The 21,200-nt window shown below is 64.7% G+C and carries 18 protein-coding genes; 9 read left to right on the top strand and 9 right to left on the bottom strand.

Features of this window, described 5'->3' with window-relative positions; translation table 11 throughout:
- Positions 1-79 precede the first annotated feature (79 nt).
- From IC66_RS46695 to IC66_RS0136395, 3 genes are all read right to left on the bottom strand, one after another.
- Positions 80-298: a hypothetical protein gene (locus tag IC66_RS46695; RefSeq protein WP_157158161.1), complete on the bottom strand. Its 219-nt coding sequence runs from the start codon at positions 296-298 to the stop codon at positions 80-82.
- Between the two features lie 210 nt (positions 299-508).
- Positions 509-820 (bottom strand): hypothetical protein, encoded by a 312-nt coding sequence (locus IC66_RS0136390; RefSeq protein WP_028144259.1) that lies wholly within the window; start codon positions 818-820, stop codon positions 509-511.
- Between the two features lie 165 nt (positions 821-985).
- The gene (locus IC66_RS0136395) at positions 986-1,300 is read right to left on the bottom strand and encodes a dodecin family protein (RefSeq protein ID WP_271591059.1); all 315 of its coding nucleotides are present in this window, start codon (positions 1,298-1,300) and stop codon (positions 986-988) included.
- A 252-nt stretch (positions 1,301-1,552) separates the two neighbouring features.
- On the opposite strand from IC66_RS0136395, the gene IC66_RS0136400 reads away from it, so the two are divergent.
- The gene (locus tag IC66_RS0136400) at positions 1,553-1,735 is read left to right on the top strand and encodes a hypothetical protein (RefSeq protein ID WP_038950900.1); all 183 of its coding nucleotides are present in this window, start codon (positions 1,553-1,555) and stop codon (positions 1,733-1,735) included.
- Positions 1,736-2,297: 562 nt separating this feature from the next.
- Here IC66_RS0136400 and chrA read toward each other — a convergent pair.
- Positions 2,298-3,683, bottom strand: a complete 1,386-nt coding sequence (gene chrA / locus IC66_RS0136405; protein ID WP_028144261.1) for a chromate efflux transporter — start codon at positions 3,681-3,683, stop codon at positions 2,298-2,300.
- Positions 3,683-4,501: a chromate resistance protein ChrB domain-containing protein gene (locus IC66_RS0136410; RefSeq protein ID WP_038950901.1), complete on the bottom strand. Its 819-nt coding sequence runs from the start codon at positions 4,499-4,501 to the stop codon at positions 3,683-3,685. The genes chrA and IC66_RS0136410 overlap by 1 nt, the downstream gene beginning before the upstream one ends.
- A gap of 196 nt (positions 4,502-4,697) precedes the next feature.
- On the opposite strand from IC66_RS0136410, the gene dmeF reads away from it, so the two are divergent.
- Entirely contained in the window at positions 4,698-5,663 is a 966-nt protein-coding gene (gene dmeF / locus IC66_RS0136415; protein WP_038950902.1) for a CDF family Co(II)/Ni(II) efflux transporter DmeF, read from the top strand.
- A gap of 81 nt (positions 5,664-5,744) precedes the next feature.
- The gene (locus IC66_RS0136420) at positions 5,745-6,575 is read left to right on the top strand and encodes an N-acyl homoserine lactonase family protein (protein ID WP_028144264.1); all 831 of its coding nucleotides are present in this window, start codon (positions 5,745-5,747) and stop codon (positions 6,573-6,575) included.
- A gap of 5 nt (positions 6,576-6,580) precedes the next feature.
- On the opposite strand, the gene IC66_RS0136425 is transcribed toward IC66_RS0136420, so the two are convergent.
- Positions 6,581-6,772 carry a hypothetical protein gene (locus IC66_RS0136425; RefSeq protein ID WP_028144265.1) on the bottom strand — a complete coding sequence of 64 codons (192 nt, stop codon included), beginning with the start codon at positions 6,770-6,772 and terminating at the stop codon, positions 6,581-6,583.
- 31 nt (positions 6,773-6,803) lie between these two features.
- Entirely contained in the window at positions 6,804-7,961 is a 1,158-nt protein-coding gene (locus IC66_RS0136430) for an MFS transporter (protein ID WP_028144266.1), read from the bottom strand.
- Positions 7,962-8,126: 165 nt separating this feature from the next.
- On the opposite strand from IC66_RS0136430, the gene IC66_RS0136435 reads away from it, so the two are divergent.
- Positions 8,127-9,386, top strand: coding sequence for an adenylate/guanylate cyclase domain-containing protein (locus IC66_RS0136435; RefSeq protein WP_028144267.1), 1,260 nt, complete (start codon positions 8,127-8,129; stop codon positions 9,384-9,386).
- 116 nt (positions 9,387-9,502) lie between these two features.
- Here the strand turns inward: IC66_RS0136435 and IC66_RS0136440 are convergent, their stop codons facing one another.
- Positions 9,503-10,747 carry an MFS transporter gene (locus IC66_RS0136440; RefSeq protein WP_038950903.1) on the bottom strand — a complete coding sequence of 415 codons (1,245 nt, stop codon included), beginning with the start codon at positions 10,745-10,747 and terminating at the stop codon, positions 9,503-9,505.
- A 167-nt stretch (positions 10,748-10,914) separates the two neighbouring features.
- On the opposite strand from IC66_RS0136440, the gene IC66_RS0136445 reads away from it, so the two are divergent.
- The 5 genes from IC66_RS0136445 to IC66_RS0136465 all read left to right on the top strand — a co-directional run bounded on the left by IC66_RS0136445 (position 10,915) and on the right by IC66_RS0136465 (position 20,544).
- Entirely contained in the window at positions 10,915-12,267 is a 1,353-nt protein-coding gene (locus IC66_RS0136445) for an Nramp family divalent metal transporter (RefSeq protein ID WP_038950904.1), read from the top strand.
- Positions 12,268-12,934: 667 nt separating this feature from the next.
- Positions 12,935-15,958 carry an adenylate/guanylate cyclase domain-containing protein gene (locus IC66_RS0136450; protein ID WP_244429226.1) on the top strand — a complete coding sequence of 1,008 codons (3,024 nt, stop codon included), beginning with the start codon at positions 12,935-12,937 and terminating at the stop codon, positions 15,956-15,958.
- Positions 15,959-16,107: 149 nt separating this feature from the next.
- Entirely contained in the window at positions 16,108-17,238 is a 1,131-nt protein-coding gene (locus IC66_RS0136455; RefSeq protein ID WP_240536456.1) for a cytochrome P450, read from the top strand.
- Positions 17,239-17,257: 19 nt separating this feature from the next.
- Positions 17,258-19,066 (top strand): hypothetical protein, encoded by a 1,809-nt coding sequence (locus tag IC66_RS0136460; RefSeq protein ID WP_038950907.1) that lies wholly within the window; start codon positions 17,258-17,260, stop codon positions 19,064-19,066.
- Entirely contained in the window at positions 19,063-20,544 is a 1,482-nt protein-coding gene (locus IC66_RS0136465) for a Dyp-type peroxidase (protein WP_038950908.1), read from the top strand. Before IC66_RS0136460 ends, IC66_RS0136465 begins: the two co-directional genes overlap by 4 nt.
- 36 nt (positions 20,545-20,580) lie before the next feature.
- On the opposite strand, the gene IC66_RS0136470 is transcribed toward IC66_RS0136465, so the two are convergent.
- A partial coding sequence (locus IC66_RS0136470; protein ID WP_038950909.1) for an arginyltransferase occupies positions 20,581-21,200 on the bottom strand: 620 nt, incomplete at its 5' end.

Here is a 21,200-nt window from a genome sequence, read left to right on the forward strand (position 1 = left end):
GGATCTGCTCACCCCGAGTTCTTCGCATCTTGACCCCGACTGAGACATTGGCGCTGGGCTTCTGTCGCTCGTTTTGCGTTCAGGACCAGGGCGGCTCTTCGCTCGTCCCGGCTGCCTCGTGGCGGATCGTGACATCCGCCGAACGCAACCCGGTCAGCAATACAGTTCTGACAGTGGCAGCATCAAATCCAATATCCTTGGCATTTGGTGGATGTGCCTCGCTGTTCTTCAATCGGAGCGCAAGGTGCAATTGCTCGCAAAGGTGCTGAACGACGAGATTGACCTGATCGTCAGTCATGATCGGCTTCTCCTGCGGCCATTCCGCTACCCAACCAGGTAGCGCACTTGAGAATCGGACGGTACGCGATTGGACCGCCCATGGGATCACCCTGTGCGATGACCATGGGCGGATGAATGAGACGCATTCGGTTCGCTGCAAGGCGCGAGTCCGAAATTCGACGACATCAGCAAGAGGGCGGCGCTCCCACGCAACTGTCGGCGTTTACGGCTACTTTATGCCCGAGGACCCATTAGGCTCTATGTGCACCAAAACCTCGCCGGTTGTGATTTCGGGAACTCCAAGATCGAGGTCAGGCAGACTTGCTTGAACAAACGCCAGTATCTTGGCATTTGCTGCATTGGCGCTTTCGCGGTCGTCAAATATCATCACGGCGATACCAGCACCGTCGCCCGCATCCAGCACAGAGTAAGATTTGAATCCGGGCGATTGCCTTAGGATCTCGCCGACGCCGCTCTTGGCGCGACGAGCAGCGTCCGCGACCGAACGAACCTTGGTATACTTGCGAATGACCATGTACATGGGGCCACCACGCGCCACACGCCCGCACGCATCAAACCACATCGGCCCTAGTCGGACTAGGGCCTACTACGGGATGGGTCACAGCGCCCGGTTGGGCGGACCGCGCAACGCGCCTTTTCCAATGAGCCATCCTCGCCCCGCAAGTGGAGGCCGAGGTGCTGAGGCTCAGGAGCCCTCGAACTTGAACGATACGTTGAGCTTGGCGCGATAGGCCTCAACTTTTCCGTTCTCATCCAGTTGCATATCGAGCTTGATGACCTCTGCAACGCGAAGATCCCGGAGAGATTTCGCAGCTTGCTCGACCGCATTGGCGGCCGCCTTCTCCCACGAGTCGCTGCTGGTACCGACCAGTTCTATGACCTTGTAGACGCTATCAGGCATGTCGTCCTCCTGTTCGGTATGACCGAGGAAATCTAGCATCAGGATCTCGACGCTGATACGCGGCTCTTGGCTCCGAATGGACTGCCGGGCCTGCGCCATCGTGTCCGTTCATGGCGGATCGATGGAAAAGCGTCCGATTGGCTGTCTCTTTTCAGTCTGCCCGGACCGGGAGGCAGCACGATCCGGTTGGCGCGCAAGCTCACGCTCGAACAAAACGGCTATGGCTCGCGCCGATCGCGAGAAAGATGCCCCAAGGAAGGAAGCTCTGGCTCGCACGCGGACCATCTCGGTCACCTGCCTCGCCGAAAAAGGGGTAAAGTGCCCCAGGGCTCACATCCGAGGAGCAACAACATGACCCTACTCCCCGAGCTGGTTCCCGCCAGGATCGACTGGCATGTCTTCGCGGTTATGAGCAACGCGATGCCGCCTCGAGATCCTGATGACGACGAAGAAGATGACGACGAAGAGGATGAGGACGAAGAGGATGAGGAAACCGACGAATCGCCGGTCGTGCGCGAGCCGGACGAAGACTAAGCGGGATGCTTGGAGGTAGCCTGAGCTTCAGTGAGGGCGATCCCCAGCCTTGCGTGCGGCGCACTGGTGCGTCCGGCGGCTTTCAAGGTCGGTCTGATTTCGAGAGCCGCGGATAGACGCTGAATGGACCAAAGTTTCGGCGCAGCTCTATCGGCGTTCACGGGTAGAGGAGGTGAGCATGACCCTCATATGGCTTGGTGTGCTGCTTGTTTTCGGCGGCATACTCCAGATGGCGTTTCAGCCCATCTGGCGAGGCCGATTCAGCGGTGGAAGGTGGCTTCGCTCCGGGCGTGACACGCTGGAGCCTGAAAGGCCAGGTGGCGGCTTCGGCATCAAATCGAACTGGCCTGGACTTGTAATGGTCGCACTTGGCGGCACTTTCTTGCTGGCCGGAGCTGCCATCTGAGCTGAAATGAATGTCTCGGGCGTCGCCCGTTTTCTGGCCGCGCCAATGTGCTGGGGCCGTGTCTCTTCCTGGCCCCAAAGCCACCATGCAGCTCCGTCGGCTTCGATGTCGCCTTCCAACCGCAAACCCGACACAACGAACCGACGAGTACGTGCCTCAAATCACCCCCGCCATCCGCAGCGCCACCCCGGCCGCGCATGAGCCCGCAAGCACGGTCAGCATCCCCAGCTTGAACCGGAAGATCGCAGTTGCTGCCGCGATTGCCAGCACCAGTGCGGGCAGATCGACGCTCGTCAGCACCGGCCTGTCGAAATCCAGCGGAAACGCATGCACCGGCACCGTCTCGCGGAACAGCGTGTGCAACGCGAACCAGATCGAGAGGTTGAGGATCACGCCGACGACGGCGGCGGTGATTGCGCTGAGCGCGCCGGCGAGGCCCGTGTTGCCGCGGAGCCGCTCGATATAGGGCGCGCCGACGAAGATCCAGAGGAAGCAGGGCGTGAAGGTGACCCAGGTCGCGAGCAGTCCGCCATACGTCGCAGCCAACAACGGCGACAGGCCGCCCGGATCGCGGAACGCGGCCATGAAGCCCACGAACTGGAGCACCATGATCAGCGGGCCCGGCGTGGTCTCGGCCATGCCGAGGCCGTCGAGCATCTCGTGCGGCTTCAGCCAATGATAGTGCTCGACCGCCTGCTGGGCGACATAGGCCAGCACGGCATAAGCGCCGCCGAAAGTCACCAGCGACATTTTGGAGAAGAACAGCGCGATCTGGCTGAACACGTTGCCTTGCCCGAGCGCGAGCAGCAACACGACCACCGGCACGAGCCAGAGCGCCAGCCAGAACGCGCCGACGCCGATCGCACGCGCGGTGTTGGGACGCACATGCTCGGGCACGGCTTCGCCGAGCATGCTGTCGATCAATGCCGTGCTGTCGCCATGGTCGTGACCGGCGGGGGCGAATTCGGGACGGCCGCTCCGCGCGCCAGCGTAGCCGATAAGGCCGGCGGCGATGATGATGATCGGGAAGGGAACCGCGAAGAAGAAAATCGCGACGAAGGCGATTGCCGCCAGCGCGATCATGACGCGGTTCTTCAACGCGCGCTTGCCGACGCGCACCACGGCCTCGACGACGATGGCGAGCACGGCGGCCTTCAGCCCGAAGAACAGCGCCTCGACGAAGCTGACATTGCCGTAGATGGCGTAGATGTAGCTGAGGCCCATGATGGCGATGATGCCGGGCAGGATGAACAGGCCGCCCGCCATCAGTCCGCCGGCGGTGCGATGCATCAGCCAGCCGACATAGGTCGCGAGCTGCTGGGCCTCCGGTCCCGGCAGCAGCATGCAGTAGTTCAGCGCATGCAGGAAGCGGCCTTCGGAGATCCATTTCTTCTCCTCGACCAGGATGCGGTGCATCACCGCGATCTGGCCCGCAGGCCCGCCGAAGCTCAGGCAGGCGACGCGGAGCCAGACGCGAAAGGCTTCACCGAAGCTGATGCCGTGACCGGCATCAGCCCCAGCTTGAACGTTACGGGTGTCCATTAAGCCTTCACCTTGTTGGTCGGCCAGTTGTGGGTCTCGGTGGTGGCATCACGGCACCAGCGGTAGAAGGCGTCGTACAGCGTCATGCCGGCCTCGAGCTGCGCGAGGTCGTCGTCATACATCCGCGACAGCCCGAGCGAGGCCGCGAGCAGGCCGGGCGCCTCCGGCGCGAGGTCGGGCCGCGCGGTGTCGGCGCCGCGCACCAGCGTGGCCAGCCGTAGCAAAGGCGGCGTCGCAATGCCGAACTCCTCGATCATCACGTCGAAAGTGCAGAGCTCGCCGCGGTGGCTCCAGAACACGTTCTCGATGTCGAAGGGGGCAGCACTGAATCGCTCGCCGACGGCGACCACCTCGGACGGCGCCACGTACAGGAACACCGCATTGGGATCGACGAAGCGGCGGATCAGCCAGGGGCAGGCGATGCGGTCGACCTTGGGGCGGGCCCGTGTGACCCAGACGGTGCGGCCCTTGGCATCGCGTGGCGGCAGCTTGCGGGCGTCGACCAGCGGCAGCTTGGCCGCCTTCCAGCCCTCGAAGCCGCCCTCCAGCGTCTCGGCCTCCACGCCGAGCTGGCGGAGCCAGGCCGCCGTGCCCTGCGCGAGCTTCTCACCGCGGAAGCACGAGACGACGGCCCGGCGGCCGGCGAAGTCGCCGCCCCAGTCCGTCACATTGTCGTGGCTGAGCTTGATGGAGCCGGGGATCAGCCGTCGGTCGGCGGCAAAATCCTCGTCGGTGCGCACATCGATCAGGGCAGGGCCGTTCGCCGTGCCGATCAGCCGTGCCAATTTGTCAGATGATATGGTCGTGAACGTAGACATGATGCGTCCTCGCATAAATCGAACGGGACGCGATACTTGGGCATGTCGCCTCGTGGGGAGATCGCTCAAATCCCCATGGCGCGGATTACAGCGAAACTAGGAAGCACTGTCAATCCGTGGGATGATTGGACCTTCGAAAAGTGATGCACGGCGACTATACTGTCCGCCAACAGAGCTGAATCTCCTGGAGAATTCGATGCATTCCCATTCCATCGAACAATGGACCCACGACCACGCCTTCCTCGGCCAGAAGCACGACGAGAACGAGCGGCGCACCTGGTTCGTGGTCGTCCTGACGCTGGTCATGATGGTCGGTGAGATCGTGGCCGGCTCGCTGTTCGGCTCGATGGCGCTGCTGGCCGACGGCTGGCACATGGGCACGCATGCCGCCGCGCTCGGGATCGCCGCCTTCGCCTATCGATTCGCGCGGCGGCACCTGGGGAATGCGCATTTCACCTTCGGCACCGGCAAGTTCGGCGATCTCGCCGCCTTCGCCAGCGCAATCATCCTCGGCCTGATCGCGGTCGAGATTGCCTATGAGAGCGTGCTGCGGCTGATCAATCCGGTGCCGATCGTCTATGGCGAGGCGATTGCGGTGGCCGCCCTCGGACTGTGCGTCAATCTCGCCAGCGCGTGGCTGCTGCGCGACAGCCACGATCATCACCATCACGGCCATGATCACGGCCACAGCCATGCGCATGATGACCACGACCATGATCATCACGGCCATCACCATCATCACGACAACAATCTTCGCGCGGCCTATGTCCATGTCATGGCCGATGCCGCGACCTCGGTGCTGGCGATCGCAGCTCTTGCCGTCGCCATGTATTCGGGATGGGTCTGGGCCGATCCGGCGGTCGGCCTGATCGGCAGCGTGGTGATCGCGAGCTGGGCGTTCGGCCTGATCAAGACGTCAGGCGCGGTGCTGCTCGACGTGCGCGCCGACGAGAAGCTGGAGCGGGTGATCCGGGCGCGCATGGAGGTCGGCGACGACCGCGTCACCGACCTGCATCTCTGGCAGGTCGGCCCCGGCCATTGCGCCGTCCTGCTCTCGGTGGTGTCCGACAAGCCGAAGCAGCCGGCGGTCTACAAGCGGCGGCTCGCCGGATTGAAGGGCCTCAGCCACATCACGGTGGAGGTCGAGACATGCCCGCATTGACGTGAACCGCGCAAGCGGAATTCCGCGGCGCGGCCGGGGTTGATCCTCGGTCGCAGCCCGCATAGCTCTACCGGAGGAACAATGATGCCCAGGATCACGTTCGCTGTCGCCATCGCTGCACTCGCTTTGTCCGGTTCCGCGGCGCTGGCGCAATCGGAAAAGGCCGGCGTCGAGAAGCTCTATGTGCTCAACTGCGGCGAGGGCACCGCAGGCGATATCTCGCGCTGGACGCCAGGCTTGAACGAAGGCAAGACGATGGACTTCGTCGACACCTGCTATCTCGTCAAGCACAGCAAGGGCTGGTTCCTGTGGGACACCGGCATCGCCGATTCCGTCGCAAGCATGCCCAATGGTCTCGTGCCCGCCGATCCCAAGGCCGTCACTTGGCGCCGGCCGAAGACGCTTGCCGCCCAGATCGAACAGCTTGGGCTGAAGCCCGATGACGTCAAGGCGATGGCGGTCTCGCACACGCATCCCGACCACACCGGCAATGTCGAGCTGTTCCCGCAGGCGACGCTCTTCGTGCAGAAGGCAGAATATGATTGGCCCGGCGCCAACAACGAGCCGCGCTTCAAGCCCTCGCACCCGGTGGAGCTGCTCACAGGCGACAAGGACGTCTTCGGTGACGGCAGCGTGACCATCCTGTCGACGCCCGGCCACACGCCCGGACACCAGTCGCTGCTGGTGAAACTGCCGAAGACCGGCGCGGTAGTGCTGTCGGGCGACGCCGTCCATTTTAGGGATAATTGGGACAACCGCCGCGTCCCCAGCATGAACGTCAACAAGGACCAGAGCGCGGCCTCGATGCAGAAGATCGCCGACACGCTGGCCAACGAGAAGGCGCAGCTCTGGATCAACCACGACAAGGCCCAGCGCGACAGCCAGAAAATGGCGCCGGAGTTTTACGATTAGCCGGCTTAGGTTTTTGGTGCCGTCACTGTGGGCGGGCTCGCGTCCGGCGTCTTCTTGGGCTTGAGGGTGCCGGCGTAGAATGAGATCAGCCAGATCAAGAGGAGGGCGAGGAGGTAGACGCCCCAGGCCTGCGGCGGGGTGGTGGCCCAGCGCAGGAGGCTTTTGAATGTGCGGGGCGGGCCAGCGTCCTCGGTCATGGCCCGCTTGTGCTTGAAACCTCGGGCATGGTCAATCGGGCCGCGGCTTGGTGCGAACCAGGAACAGCGCCGCCAGCGCCGACAGGCTGAGCGCGGACGAGACGATCAGCACCTTGGCGCCCATGAGGTCGATCAGCAGGCCGAAGGTCAGCGGCGCCACCGCCTGCGCCATGCGTGCCGGCGCGCCGATGATGCCGAGACGGTAGCCGAAATCCTTCGGCCCGAAAATCGACAGCGGCAGCGTGCCGCGCGCGATCGTCAAGATGCCGTTGCCCGAGCCGTGGAACAGCGCGAACGCGCTCGCCGCGGCGCCGCCGAAGATCGCAACGATCACCGCGCCGATCGGGTGGGTGAGGCAGGCGAGCCGGGTCGACCACAACGGATGGAAGCGGCTGAGGAAGCCGGCCTCCAGGATGCGCGCGCCGACTTGCGCCGGGCCGATCAGCGCGCCGGCCGCGATCGCCTCGACCGGCGTTGCGCCCGTCGTCTCGAGGATGCGGGGGAAATGCGCGGCCATCGCGCCGGTGACGGTCCAGACCGCCGCGAAGATGAAGGCGAGCAGGATCATGGTGCGGTCGAGCGGCAGATGCGGTTTCTCCGCCGCGGCCGCCGCCTGCTTGGCGCCCTTGATCGTCGGCAGCACGAAGAAATTGAGCGGCAGGCCGATCAGGATGTTGGCGGCCGCCCAGGCAAAGCAGGTCTCGCGCCAGCCGATATGCGACAGGCCCCAGGCCGTGAGCGGCCAGCCGACGGTGGAGGCGAAGCCCGCCATCAGCGTGATACCCGTGATGGGCCTGCGCGCCTCGGTGCCGTAAATGCGCCCCAGGGCGGCGAAGGCGGCGTCGTAGAGCCCCATCGCCATTCCGATTCCGAGCACGAGCCAGGCGATCACCATCACCGGGACGGAATGCGCGAAGCCAAGCAGCGCGAGGCCGGCGGCAATCGTCAGGTTCGAAGCCGACAGCACCTGCCGGCCGCCGACAAGATCGATCTGACGCCCGATGCGCGGGCCGAGCATCGCCGAGATCACCAGCGAGGCCGAGAACGCGCCAAAGATCCAGTTGGAGGAGACGCCGAGGTCGCGCGCCATGGGATCGGCGATCAGCGCCGGCAGATAATAGCTGGACGCCCAGGCCAGGGTCTGCGTGGTCCCGAGCGCCAGGATGATCGGAAGCTGGCGCTGGCTCATAGTCTTGTATTTCTGGTCGGCAGGGACATCGGTTCCATTTGCAGCCGGCACGACAGTGCGTCAACAGCGGTTGCGGCATATTCGACCTGCTGCAGGCGGGCGCCTTGGTTGCATGACGTTCGCGCGTGGCCTTCCGCTCGTCACGAATGCACGCCATAATGGCGTATGCAATTGACCTCGCGCCTTGCGCTGATGAACTGGCTGACCGGCCAGGGGCTCACGGGCCTTCCCGAAATCGACCTGCTCCGCGGCTTCTGCGAGCGCTGCCGCGCCGAAGGGCTGGAGCTGTCGCGTGCGCTGGTCGTGATCGACACGCTGCATCCGATCTACGAGGGCCGCGGCTTCCGCTGGAGCGACCGTCCCAGCAACGAGAGCGACGCGTTCGAATACGGCTCGACCGCCGAGGGCGACGCCGCCGCAAGCTGGCGCCGCTCGGTGTTCTTCCACATGCTGGAGCACGGCCACGACGAGATGGTGATCGATCTGGCCGACGCGCCGTCGATGGATTTCTCGCAGATCGGCGAGCTCGCCGAAAAGGGCCACAAGCACTATCTCGCCTTCGTGCACCGCTTCGGCGAGAATGGCGCGCTCGGCCTGATGGACTGCCTCTATTCCTGCTGGACCACGCGCCGCGACAGCGGCTTCAGCGAGGGTGAGCTGGAGGCGCTGCGCGATCTCGTCCCGGTGCTGGGGCTCGCGATCAAATCGGCGCAGCAGGTCGACATCGCGCGCACGCTCGGGCGCGTCTATCTCGGCCGCGACGCCTCCGAGCAGGTGCTGCGCGGCCGCATCTCGCGCGGCGTCACCGAGCGCATCAACGCCGTGCTCTGGTACTCCGATCTGCGCGGCTCGACCGGAATCAGCGAGAGCATCGGCCCCGACGAGATCATCCCGTTCCTCAACGATTATGCGCAGGCCGTGATCGACGCGATCCACGAGGCCGGCGGCGACGTGCTCAAGCTGATCGGCGACGGCGTGCTCGCGATGTTCTGGGGTGAGGACATGGCGGATGCGCGGCGCGCTGCGCTCCGCGCCGAGCATCTGTTCCGCAAGAACGTCGCGGCGCTGAACCGGCGGCGGGAGGCCGACGGCCGTCCCACCACGTCGGCCTATATCGGCCTGCATGTCGGCGAGGTCTTCTACGGCAATATCGGCAGCGAGGACCGGCTCGATTTCACGGTTGTCGGGCCGACGGTGAACGAAGTCAGCCGCATCGCCTCGATGAGCCGCTCGGTCGACCGCGAGCTGCTGGCATCGGCGGAATTCTACAAGGGCCTGGATGCCGCCGGCCGGCGCTATCTCGTGTCCACCGGCCGCTACGCGCTACGCGGCATCGGCCGCGCGCAGGATCTCTACACGCTCGATCCCGAGGTCGATGCCAGCGAGCCTGTGACGGGGAGCTACGAGCGATATCTGGCGAATTAGCCCGGCTGCAGCAAACACACACCGTCAGTGCGAGCGCAGCGAAGCAATCCAGGGTCTTTCTACGGAGGGATTCTGGATTGCTTCGTCGCGAAGAGCTCCTCGCAATGTCGGCGTAACTAGCAGCGCACCGCCACCTCATCCCCCACCATGTCCGGCTGCCGGTCCAGCGCCACGGCCGGCGACAGCCAGATCACCAGCGCCTGCACGCCGAATACGGCGGCCGCGAGATAAAGGCAGGCTTCCGCGCTCCAGAGGCCGCCGACGATCGCGCCCAGCGCCGAGCCGAGCGGGCGGGCACCGTAGCTCATGATGTTGATGGCGGAGACGCGGCCCAAGAGGCGCGGCGGCGTCACCGACTGGCGCAGCGTCGTGGTCGAGATCACCCACAGGATCGGCCCGACGCCGAGCAGGAAGAAGCTCAACGCCGCGAGCCAGGGCGAGGGGATCAGTACCGTCAGCGCCATCACAACAGCTGCAACGAAACCCGTGACCGGGCCGAGGCCGACGACGGTGCCGAACGCGAGCCGCTGCATCACGCGCGTTGCGAACAGCGCGCCGATCACCATGCCGACGCCGTACATGGTCAGCACCGTGCCGACGCCGGCGGCGGTGAGGCCGAGATGGCGCACGGCATAGGGCACGAACACCGCGATCTGCAGGAACCAGCCGGTGTTGAAGATGAACTGGGTGATGAACACCGGCCGCAGCAGCGGATGGTGGAATACGAAGGCCGCGCCTTCGCGGATGTCCTGGAGCGGATGGCGCCGCGGGGCGGGGGCACGCGCGGGTTCAAAGATGCCCGAGAGCAGCACGACAGCGATGGCCGAGAGCCCCGCGGCAAAGCCGAAGGCCGGGCTGGCGCCCCACCATCCCACAAGTGCGCCGCCGAGGGCGGGTCCGCTTGCGAAGGCGACGGTTCGCGCCAGCTCAATGCGGGCATTCGCCGCCGGCAGGAGGTCAGAGCTGACCAAGGACGGCACCAGCGCCGGCGCGGCCACGCTGTAGACCACTGTGCCGCACACGGCTGCGAAGCCGAGCAGCGCCAGCAGCGGAAGATTGAGGGCGCCGAGCGCGAGCAGCAGCACGATTGTCCCGAGGGCCACCGCCCGCAGCGCCTCGGCCCCGGCCATCAGCGAGCGACGCGAGATGCGGTCGGCGAGCAGGCCGGCCGGGATCGCGAACAGCACGAAGGGCAGGGTCAGTGCGGTCTGCAACAGGCCGGTCTGGCCTTCGGCGACCCCGAGCGTGAGCACGGCGACGATGGGAGCTGCGGCCAACGCGATCTGCTCGGCTGACTGCGCCGCGAGGTTGGACCAGGCGAGGCGGCCAAAGGTGTCGGGGAGGCGAGGCGGGTTTGACATGGCTCATTTCCTGCAAAGTCGGGTAGGCGCCAGTATCCGGCGCCAACGGCCGTCAAACCCACCCGCTTCCCGACACGGCGGCGAATAACGGCAGGAACGGGAACCCATGCCGCTAGATGCAGTTGCAAATGAGTTGCAATAAGACTCGATTTCGGTATTCTCGCCCCATGGATGCCCGATCGCCTGATTTGAGTCCCGACGCCGCCGGCTGGCGCGCTGATGCGCCCGTCACCAAAAGTCTCGCCGAGGTCAACGCCACGGTCGCCGTTCCGGCCGCTGGCCGCTGGTGGCGCCGGCTGCTCGCCTTTGTCGGCCCAGGCTATCTGGTCTCAGTCGGCTACATGGACCCCGGCAATTGGGCGACCGACCTCGCCGGTGGCTCCAAATTCGGCTACACGCTGCTGTCGGTCATCCTGCTTTCGAATTTGATGGCGATCCTGCTGCAGTCGCTGGCGGCACGGCTCGGCATCGTCACCGACCGCGACCTTGCGCAGGCCTGCCGCGCCACCTATTCGCCGGCGGTGAATTTGCTGCTCTGGCTGGCCTGCGAGGCGGCGATCATCGCCTGCGATCTCGCAGAGGTCATCGGCACGGCGATCGCGCTCAAACTCCTGTTCGGCATTCCCCTGATCGGCGGCGCGCTGCTCGCGGCGCTCGATGCCTTCCTGCTGCTGCTCCTGATGAACCGCGGCTTCCGTTTCCTCGAAGCCTTCGTCATCGCGCTGCTGGCGGTGATCGCGGTCTGCTTCGCGGTCCAGATCGTGGCTGCGGCGCCGCCGGTGGCGGAGGTCCTGCACGGCTTCATGCCGAAGAGCGAGATTTTCACCAACCCGGAAATGCTCTACATCGCGATCGGCATCATCGGCGCGACGGTGATGCCGCATAATCTCTATTTGCATTCCTCGATCGTGCAGACGCGCGCCTATGAGCGCAACGACACCGGCCGGCGCGAGGCGATCAAATGGGCGACGACGGACTCGACCATCGCCCTGATGCTGGCGCTGTTCATCAATGCCGCGATCTTGGTGGTCGCAGCCGCAACCTTCCACAAGAGCGGCCATTCCGACGTTGCCGAGATCGGCCAGGCCTTCGAGCTGCTATCGCCGCTGCTCGGCCTCGGCATCGCCTCGACGCTGTTCGCGGTGGCGCTGCTCGCCTCCGGCCTCAACTCGACGGTGACGGCGACGCTCGCCGGCCAGATCGTGATGGAAGGCTTTCTCGACCTGCGTCTGCCGAGCTGGGCGCGCCGCCTGCTCACGCGTGGCATCGCCATCGTTCCGGTGATCGTTGTTACGGCGATCTATGGCGAGCGCGGCACGGCGGATCTGCTGGTGTTCAGCCAGGTCGTGCTGTCGATGCAGTTGCCCTTTGCGGTGATCCCGCTGGTCCGCTTCGTCTCCGACCGTCGCAAGATGGGGCAGTTCGCGATTCCGGGATATATCGCGGCGATCGCGTGGATCGTCGCGGGCGTCATCGTGATTTTGAACGTGAAGCTGCTGGTGGATACGCTGTTCGGGTGAGGGCGGCGGCTATCTGTCCGGCCCGTTCAAGTGAGCCTTGCCCGGACGGCCCCCCGATCAGGCAGCGAGCATGACCTTTGCGAAAGCGAGCGTCTGCCCGGTTTGATGTGTTGGCTGGCGACGTTGCTTCCGTTTCGCGCGCAGGGGTTGCAAAACCTGGCGTCGGAACTCGATTTGGCAAACTGTCACTTTTCAATCTGTGCGGCGCGCGTATACTAGTTGCAATTGCTGACCGGGCGTACAATAATAACCCCTGTTTCAGCATTGATTTTGCTTCCGGCGGGATGATCGGCGGGTCCTGCGCCGGACCAAGAGCGGCCACTGCAAATCTCCGGGCTCATCTATCGGTTGTGCGCGAATATAGTTGGCGCACGAAATTTTTGGTTTGATCGTTTGGATTGATCGACAGCTTGTTTTTCTGCTGAGCGGGTTCGCGCCCCGAAGGGGCGATGTTCAAGCCAGAACGCGTTGGTAATTTCGTTCAAGTCATTGATGAGTGTGTGCTGCCGTGACCAGGTGTCCCGCTTGTTCAGCCCGTATTTCCCGCGAGCATCGCTTCTGCTCTCAATGTGGCGCGAGTCTCAATCGTAACGCGGAGGAGCCGGGCGCCCCGGAGCGCGATGCGCACGTCGTCCAGCTGCACCATCATCTTCCCGTTCGCTCGCAGATGCTGACTGAAAACAAGCAGGTCAGCGTGCTGTTCGTCGACGTCTGCAACTCGACCTCCCTTTTGCAGCATGTCGACCCCGAGGAAGCCCGGGCCTATCTCGGCAGGGCACTGGACCGGCTGGCTGAGGCGGTCGAGACCTATGGCGGCACGGTGAGCCAGTTGCTCGGCGATGGCCTCGTCGCCTTGTTCGGCGCGCCCGTGGCACAGGAAGACCACGCCCTGCGGGCGTGCCTTGCCGCTCTCAAGATGCAGAGAGCATCCATTCCAGCCCATGACGTCGGAGGCGTTGTCAGCCCGACGCTGCGCATCGGTATCAATTCGGGCGAGGTGCTGGTCGGTATCGTCGGACAATATCGGTGGTCCCATTACGGCGCGGACGGAAAGACAATCCATCTCGCCTCGCGGCTTGAAAAGATGGCGCCGCCCGGCGGCATCCTGATCAGCGCCGCGACGCAGCGGCTGGTCGCGCAGCAGATCGACACGCGTACCGCCGGCGTGCGGATCGTGCGCGGACTGGATGATCCGATCGAAGTGCATGAAGTCGTGGTCGAGACCGAAAGTTCGGCGGCAGCGCCGTTGACGCGGAAACAGCGCTGGGCGCCTCTGATCGGACGCGAAGACACGTTGAGGATCCTGGAAGGGGCCCTGGAGACCGTTCAAAGGTCCGGAATGCGAACCATCGGGTTGTGCGGCGATGCCGGGATCGGCAAGTCGCGCCTGATCGTCGACTGGATGGACAGCCTCGCGCGGGAGGGGGTTGAAGTCTGCTTTTCCCAGGCGAGAGGATATGCGAGCACGCGGGCCTACAGCACCGCCACCGATCTGACCGCAAGTTTGGTCGGGCTTCCGCAAACCAGCGCGGCGGACATTCGGCATTCCGCCAAGCAGACGTTGATCGCGAAATGGCCCGATGACGGCGCCGAGCATCTGGCGGCGGTCAATGATCTCTTGGGACTTGCGGCGCCGGATGAGGCCTGGCTGGCGCTGAACCCGGCGCAACGACGGCGCCGGATCGGCGAGGCGCTGCTCTGGCTCGTGCGCAGACGCGTGCGGTCCGGCGCGTTCCTGCTCGTGCTCGAGGACGTCTTCCTGGCCGACCGCGAGAGCCGGCGGCTGTTCGAGGGCCTGCTTCCCAAACTTCAGGCGCTGCCGGTCCTGATTTGCGTCACCTATCGCCCGGATTTCGACCATCAGTGGCGTCGAGCCTCCTGGTTTTCCGAGCGCGTGATCGAGCCGCTGGGCGACGGAGAAATGCTCCAGCTCGCGCGCGCCTGTCTCGGCGATGATCCGTCCGTGCTCGGCGTCATGACCGAACTGGTCGCGCGTGCCGACGGCAATCCCTTCTTCCTGGAGCAACTGGTCTTCACGCTGATCGATGACGGGTCGTTGGAAGGGACCCCGGGCGCCTACCGTTTGCAGAGGCCTTTCGGAGAGCTGCGCGTGCCGGGCTCCATTGCGGCGGTGATCGGGGCGCGGGTCGACAGGCTGCCCGAAGCCGCAAAATCGGCGCTCGAGGCTGCGGCCATCCTGGGCGATCCCATCACGCACGATTTGGTTGCCGCGATGCAGGCCGTGGACCTCGAGCGCGCCGAAGAACTGCTAGGCCTTTGTGTCGCGTCCGGATTGCTGACGAGTCCGGATCAGGCGAGGGGCTCGCACGGATCGCACGCCTTCGCGTTCCGCCATGCGCTGGTCCGTGACGTCGTGCTCGGGGTGCTCACGCGCGCCAGGCTCAAGGCACTTCATCGCCAGGCCTTCCTGGCGCTGCACGCCCAGCCCGGGGCCGCCGATGTCGATGCCGCGCCGGCACTGGCGCATCATGCCTTCGGGGGCGAGGAATGGGAGCAGGCGGCAAGATTCGCCGTCAAGTCGATGGCTCGTGCCATCTCGCGCTCGGCCAATCAGGAGGCCGTCCAGCTGCTGGAAAAGGGCATCCAGGCGGCACGGCGCGTCGAGGGCGCGACGACCGCCCAGACCCTGGAGCTCGCGCTTCGGCTGGAGGCCATTGGCGCAATGCTGGCTCTCGGGCAGATCGACGAGATCTTCGACAACATGGAGCGGGCTGAAGCCATCGCCGTGCAACTGAACGATCAGCGTGCAAGGGCGGCGGTTTCGACCGAGACGGCGGTGTTTCTGTGGATGCGCGGACGTTTCGAGCAAGGTCTGGGCTACGCTTCGCAGGGACTGGAAGCGGCTCGCCTCGCACAGCGTCGTCACATGATGATGGCGGCGCATCAGACCCGCCTCATGCATCTGCATGCGCTCGGGCGGTACGCGGACGCGGCGGCCGAAGGTCACATCCTGCTGTCGGACTACGAACCGGAATTGTCGGCGCATTATGTCCAGTCCGGCTGGGCTGCGATTCCGATCATCAACCTGTACGCATTTCATGCCAGCACGCTGTGGCGCCTCGGGGATGGCGGCGCCGCAGACGATTTCTGCGCCAAGAGCTATGAGATTCTGTCGAACATCGATCACCCATATTCCCGTCTGTTGATCGACACGGTCCAATCGCAGATCTGGGTCGAACGCGAGGAGCTCGACCGTGCCGAGTCCCTGATGCGCACGGGTGTGCAGCAATGCATGACGCACAACGTGCCGACGATGCTGTCCGTGTGCACCGGCGTTCTCGGCAGCGCGCTGGCGCGCAATGGCAAGGCTGCCGAAGCGGTGCCCATGCTGGAGAAGGGGTTCGCTGATCGCATCTACGAGGCGGCCGGCCCCTATGGCAGGACGTTCATGCGCGTGAGCCTGGGTGTCGCCTATCGCAAGCTCGGACGACTGGATGATGCGATCGCTGTCGGACGCAAGGCGGTCGAGCAGGCCGCTGAGGAATACGGACACCAGACCGAAGCCCTGTACGAGCTCGCCGAAACGCTGCGGCAGGCCGGCGATCAGGCCGGGGCCGAAGCGCATTTCAAGCGAACCGCCGAGGCGGCGGAGCGTCTGGGTATGCCTCACTACCGGAAACGGGCCGCTGCGGCGCTCGCAGATCGGCGGAAGGACGGGTACGCAGCATGAAAATCTCAGCTGGCACTCCTGATGCAATGCCGCCGGGGCTCCGCAGCCTCTCCTATGGGATCTTCTGTTGGGCCAATCGCCGTCCGAGGGCATTGCGAACCGTCGGTGCCCTGTTTCGGCTCTGGCCGTTCGCGGGCGGCTGGTTCGGCATGGCGGCCCGCGCCAGTGCGGTCAAGGGTGTGCTGACCAGGCCGCAGAGTTTCTCGAACTCGGCTCATGCGGCCAATCTGGCCGCCGGCGATTACCTGATTGGCATGGATCCGGGTCCTACCTACCACGACGACAGGCGTCTGCTCGATGACCGGTTGGCTTTGCTGGCTGCGAGCCTGCCGGCCGCGGCCGATCAGGAGGTTCAGCGACGCGTCCAGCAGCTTGGGCAGCTCGGGACGAACAAGTCGTTCGACCTCATTGACGATTACCTGATGTGGATCGTGTTTCGAGCAATGGATCCACTGTTCGGGGCGGCAACGGGCAAGGTGGTGGCGGGCGCGCATGGCAACGTCAACGATCCCGGGCTGCAACGGCAATATCTCCTGGAAATCAGGTATGTCGCAGGCCAGCTGCTTGCCGGAAGCACTGCGACGCTGAGGGTTCAGCGACGGGCGGAACTCTGCTCGGATGCGTTGCGGGCACGTATCGCCGCCGTGAGCCGCGACATCGAACAGGCTTGGGGTGTCCAGAGCACCGCCAGCACCATCACGCGGAATGCCGCCGGTCTTGCCTGGATTTCGCATCCGGTCACGGTGCAGTCGGGGGCACTGGCCGTGCAGGAGTTGCTCGGGCGCTCCAGGGTTCACCGGGCCTTGCGGGCCGAAGCCCAGCGGCTCGGGCCGGCCGGCGTTTGGCAAGACGCCAAGTTCCGCGATCTGGTGCGCGAGCACATGCTCGAGCTCATGCGCTTTCGGCCGATCTTTCCGCTGCTCGCGCGCGACGTGCCGCGCGATACGGAATTCGAGACCGGGGCGCGGCACAACGCGCCGTGCTCCGCCGGCGGCAAGATGGCGATCTGGTCGATCGCCGCCCTGTTCGATTCCAGGGTGGTCAAGAAGAGCGGTCGGTTCTGTCCCGCCCGCAATTGGGGGCCGCACCAGGATTTGCGCTGGCTGATGTTCGGATACGGCACCCGCCAATGTCCCGCCAAGGATTACGCGGTCGAGATCCTGACGAGTGCGCTGATTGGTCTGCTGATCCTGCCCGAGCTGCGGCTCACGCGGGGCGAGGGCAAGGCCATCGCCTATGACGGCCCGCTGATGTCTCGCATGCGCGTGAACTTCGTCTGACGGATTGGAAGGACAATCCATGCTCAAAATGGTCCGGCAGCAGATGATCTGCATCATTGCGCCAGGCTGGCGCGGCGCGGTGGATTTTTCGGACTCCGGAGACATGCAGTCCGCGCTGAATGCACTTCTTCAGGACGTTGCGGTCATTCAGTTCGCGTCCATCGCCCTGTTGCCGGCGCGCACGGACGCACAGGAGCAGGCGCCGTCGCTGATGCTCGAGCTTGCCGTCGAGGAAGGCATCGATCCCAAGGACATGCTGTACAGGCTGGTCCATCATCCCAGCGGCGCGATGTGGTCGCTCTTCAGCTCCTATTGGCCCGGCGGCGGGCCTCCGCTGGTGAGCGCGCGCAACGGGCAATTGTTCGACAAGCTGATCGGGTGGCTCAGTCTCGCCGATGGCGGCTTCGTCGGTCCTCGCGACAGAACGGCCCGGCAGATCAGGAAGGAGCACGATCTCCTGATATGGACCCGGGATGAGGGACGCAAGTTGAGAGCCATGTACGGCGATGATCGTGCATCATTCGCGCTTGCGCTGGCGCAGCGGGCATTCCAGGACCCGCGCTTCGACTGGGCGATGCAGCCTGCGCCGCGCTCCTATTGGCGCGGGAAGGGTGCGAGCATCTCCGCAAAGGTCGGCTATGGGCTCGTGGTTTTCGGCTTGTGGCTGGCCCTCGTCTGGCTCCTGGGCGCGCTGCCGCGCGGGTTGTTCGGCGCCATCACCTGGTTCGTCGGCGCATCCTATCCCCCGGTGCAGTCCGTGGTGGACGTCATCAGCAGTGTGAGCATGTGGATCGTGTGGGCGAGCATCAGGGCACTGCTCGCCTTTGTCGGGCTGCTGTTCCTGGGATGGCTGCTCCTGGTCGCGCTGCCGGCCCTGTTCGCGCCGTGGCGGCGCTGGGTAGACAGCGTCCGCCGCGAACTCGAACGACCGACCGAGACGTGGTCGTCATTCTCCACCCGTGTTGTCGGCTGGATCGTGGTCGTGCCGTTGCTCGTTGCCATTTTGGTGTGCGCGGTGGTCTTCGTCTTCTATCCCAAGCCGATCATGGAAGGGATCGAGGCTTTGACCGCGCGGGTTCCGGGATGGGAGCTCGCCCTCTTCGGCGTGCTTGCGATCGTCGCGCTGCTCTGCATCGGGTCCTTTTTCTCCTGGATCAATCGCCGGTTTGCGACCTTGAGCAAGTGGTTCTTTCATCCCTACGAAGACGATGTCACCCGGGCCCAGCAGGTTCATCCGTCAATCGACCAGTGCGAAGCGCTGTTGGCCAGTGGGACCGCGCACATGGTCAGCCTGACCGATATCCGCAGTCCGAACGGCTGGAGCGCCTGGTGGATCCGCGTGTCCCTGCGCGTCGTGACGTTCTTTGGGCGGGTGTTCTTCACGGAGGGGCGGCTCGGTGATGCACCGGGTATCCATTTTGGCCATTGGCACATTATCGAGGACGGTCGGCGCTTTCTATTCTGCTCGAACTATGACGGCAATTTCGGCGGTTACCTCGACGATTTCATCAACGGCGCGACGATAGGGACGACGTTGGCCTGGCGATGGACGACGCTGAGGCCGCGGGGATCGGCGGCGGTCGGGCAGCCGGACATCAAGGTGCCGCGCGATTTTCCGCCGACGCGTTTCGTGCTTTTTCGCGGCGTGAAGTGCGAGTTGAAATTCAAGTCCTACGCCCGCGACAGCATGCTTCCGCACATGTATCGCTTCGATGCGTGCAACGCGACGATCGAGGAGATCGACCTCGAGACCGGGCTGCGCGACGCCCTGTTCGGCGAGCGCAACGACAGGAACGACGACTTCATCATGAGGGCGATCGAAACATGAAGGCCTCGCATCTCTCCGAACAGCTCGCGGACATTCAGGGAATGCTCGGAAGCGGCTATGGCTGGTTGAAGACCAGCCGCTTCTGGCTGCTGACGATCAAGGCGGGCCGCGAGGACGATGCCCGGGCGTGGCTCGCAGGGCTCGTCGACAAGAAGCTGGTGGTCAGTGCCGCCGATGTCAGGAAATCGAGGACCCACCCCGTCGACGATGCCGTCGCGATCGCTTTCAGCTATTTGGGGCTGGCAAAGCTCGGATGCGACGAGACTGCTGCGCATCCGTTCCCGTCCCCGTTCAGCAGCGGCATGGGCTGCGACCTGCGCGCGTTGCTGTTGAGGGACAGTCCGCGAGAATGGCGCTGGTCCGATGTTGAAGGCGGTGCCGGCGGCCCCGTGCATGTCCTGGTTGGCGAATGGAGAATGCGACGGAGCGCTGCCGAGATGGCGAGCGCGCCGGAGAAGTCGGCAGAACTGGATCCTGATCCTGATGTGTTCGATGTCATCAAGGTCGACAACGATCCCTGCGCCTTCCAGCAAAAGGCGGGCGACGAGGAAGAAAGATTGTACGAGTCCTTCGGGTTCCGCGATGGCCTCGCGCAGCCCGTGATCAGCGAGCTCAGGGAGGAGCGCGGCGCCGAGCGCAAGAAGATCAGGCGGGATGCCGGCATCCTCTACGAGGACCGCGTCGTCGCCCCGGGGGAATTCATTCTGGGCTATCGCAACGAATACGACGAGCTGACCTATTGCCCCAACGTCAAGCGATGGCCCGGCGACGCCACGTATACGAGCGGCCGCTTCGCGCTGAACGGGACCTATCTCGCGGTTCGCCAGATCGAGCAGGATGTCGATGCGTTCGCGAAATTTGAAGCGGTATACGGCGAGGCTGTCTGCGAGAAGGTGATGGGCCGTCGAAAGAATGGAAAGCCATTGTCGTGGCAGGGCGATCCCGACGTTTCGATTTCGGATTCGGAAGCCGATGCATTTCGCTTTCGTGTCGACGACGCGAACGGCTTTGGCTGTCCGAAGGGAGCCCATATCCGCCGCGTCAATCCGAGGGATACGCTCGGCATCGACCTGCAATCGAGCATCAAGTCGGTCAAGCTGCACCGGCTGCTGCGCCGGGGGCGGCCCTATCGCGAGGAGGTTGCGAACGAAAAGCCGCGCAAGGGCATTTTCTTCATCGCCTGCAACGCCGATCTCGAGCGGCAGTTCGAGTTCATCTACCAGCGCTGGTTGCGAAATCCCCGGTTCGTCTGCCTCAACGACCAGGACGACCCTCTCGTCGGCAAGCCCGCTGCGACCAGGAGCTTCTCCATGCCGGGATTGGCAAGCGGCGAGGAAGTGTCCCTGGCCGCGTTTACGCAGACGCTGGGGGGAGGCTATTTCTTCCTTCCAGGAATCTCTGCGCTCAAATTCATCCTCGGGCGCGAGGGCAGTTCGAAGGCGGTCGGCCCAGAGGCCGTCGTAGCCTTGGCGCGCTGAAAGCCGGCGCGAGGCCGGACGGGGCAATCGTGAGGGTCAATCCTGCGGCTCGGACGCCGCGTCGCCCTGTGCGTCGACGCGCAGCCAGCCCGAGGGCGCGAGGCGCTGCTGCGGCAGGAAGCGGGCCTTGTAGTCCATCTTCTTCGAGCCCTCGATCCAGTAGCCGAGATAGACGTAAGGCAGCCCCTGCCGGCGGGCGCGGGCGATGTGGTCGAGGATCATGAAGGTGCCCATCGAGCGGCTGACCTGGCCCGGCTCGAAGAACGAATAGACCATCGACAGGCCGTCGCTGAGCACGTCGGTCAGCGCGACCGCGATCAGCTCCTCGCCACGGCCGGTGATGCCGCTGTCGGGGCCGCGCTTGCGGTATTCGATGATGCGGGTCTCGACATGGCTGTCCTCGACCATCATGGCGTAGTCGAGCACGGTCATGTCGGCCATGCCGCCATGGCGGTGGCGGGCGTCGAGATAGGCGCGGAACACCGAATATTGCTCGGAGGTCGGCACCGCGCTGCGCTGCTCGCCGATGATGTCGGAGTTGCGCGCCATCACCTTGCGGAAGTTGCGCGAGGGGCGGAACTCGTTGGCGACGACCCGGACCGAGACGCAGGCGCGGCACTGGTCGCAGGCCGGCCGGTAGGCGATCGACTGGCTGG

Origin of the sequence: Bradyrhizobium genomosp. III, assembly GCF_000261705.1 — a bacterium.
Classification (GTDB): Bacteria; Pseudomonadota; Alphaproteobacteria; order Rhizobiales; family Xanthobacteraceae; genus Bradyrhizobium; species Bradyrhizobium ottawaense.